Annotated in this window: 1 protein-coding gene; it reads right to left on the bottom strand. The window is 40.4% G+C overall.

All coding sequences use genetic code 11. The annotated features are described in order from the left end of the window. Positions 1-185 precede the first annotated feature (185 nt). Positions 186-1,082 (bottom strand): sigma-70 family RNA polymerase sigma factor, encoded by an 897-nt coding sequence (locus Q1A70_RS19930; protein ID WP_299695754.1) that lies wholly within the window; start codon positions 1,080-1,082, stop codon positions 186-188. Between the last annotated feature and the right edge of the window lie 271 nt (positions 1,083-1,353).

Here is a 1,353-nt window from a genome sequence, read left to right as displayed (position 1 = left end):
AAGCGGGTTGGAACGATGATTATCGGGCTCGAATCTTCTTTGGGTTATAAATTAATCAAAGTATGCTCGCGCCCTGGTATTGTCAGGCAGAAAGAAGGCAGGTAAAAGGGCAAACTTTTAAAGGCTCACCCTTGAGATTATTTCTTTTATTGCTTACTCATCGCTACTTTGATTAGAAGTCGTTATTACACCCAGCCATCGAATTTAAGGCGCTTTTGAATTCTTTCTACAGCTTCTTTCTGAAGTTGTCTGACCCGCTCGTTGGAAACATTAACGTCCAGCATTTCTCCAATCTCAGCTAGCGTTTTTATGTTGTTACCGAAGAAACCAAAACGGTGAATAAGAACTTTCTGTAACTTAGGAGGTAAGGTGTTGATGATTTGTTCTAAAGCTTGTGTAAAAGATTTGTCCTCGCATTCTTGTTGAGGATCGACCATGTACTCACTTTCACACTGTTCCAGAACCAAAGGCGCATGGTTGATACCTACAGTTGTGGTTACATCAATAAACCCACTTAATGCTACTAATTGATCGACACGTTCCGCTTTAACGCCAGATCTATCTGATAGCTCTGAAATCGAGACCTCTTTACTCATTTTTTTGCTTACATCGAGTTTCTTTGACGCAAGACTATTTATTTCTTTGCAGACGTGTGCTGGCAGTCGAACGGTTCGCCCTGTATTCATTAGCGCAGATTCAATGCTTTCTCTAATCCACCACACCGCGTAGGTTGAAAAGCGGTAACCGGGAGAGGGGTCGTATTTATCAATGGCCTTGATTAAGCCAATATTCCCCTCTTCGATAAGGTCAAGCAGGGTAAAGTTATTGCCTTTACGCTTTTGGTAACTTTTCGCGATTTTTACAACAAGTCGCAGGTTCGACTCAATCATGATATCACGCGCTTTTTTATCACCCAATCTATTCAACTTTGCGTAATATAATTCGTCTTCGCGTGACAACAAATCAATACCCACAATATCCTTGAGGTAGTGAGCATACGGTTCTGCTGTTGGAGAAAATGATTCTTGAATTGGTGTTTCATCCGTGAACTCTTGTAACGTAGAAAAACGATCGTTGTTCATTTATCTGTTCCTTCCTAGCCGATTCTGCGTACTATGCATATTTTTATGCCACTAAGTGATTAGCGCTTTATTTCATTATATTGTAGATAACAGATTCTCCATTACCACCAAATTAAGTGCGAATTGGTGAATATTCGTCACAGAATTGGCTACAAGTTCTTAACGGTTGGATGCTGCAGTGAATATGCTTATTTAGTAAGCGTCTACGAACCGACTCATTGACTTTCTAATATCAACACAGATACCGCCAACTAAGGTGGTATCTGTCATT

This window comes from uncultured Vibrio sp., from assembly GCF_947488985.1.
Classification (GTDB): domain Bacteria; phylum Pseudomonadota; class Gammaproteobacteria; order Enterobacterales; family Vibrionaceae; genus Vibrio.
The sequence above is the reverse complement of the archived record's forward strand: the minus strand, read 5'-3'. Positions and strand labels throughout refer to the sequence as shown.

Excerpts from the sequence above, each read along its gene's own strand:
- Q1A70_RS19930 (WP_299695754.1), bottom strand. The coding sequence starts at position 1,082 with ATGAACAACGATCGTTTTTCTACGTTACAAGAGTTCACGGATGAAACA.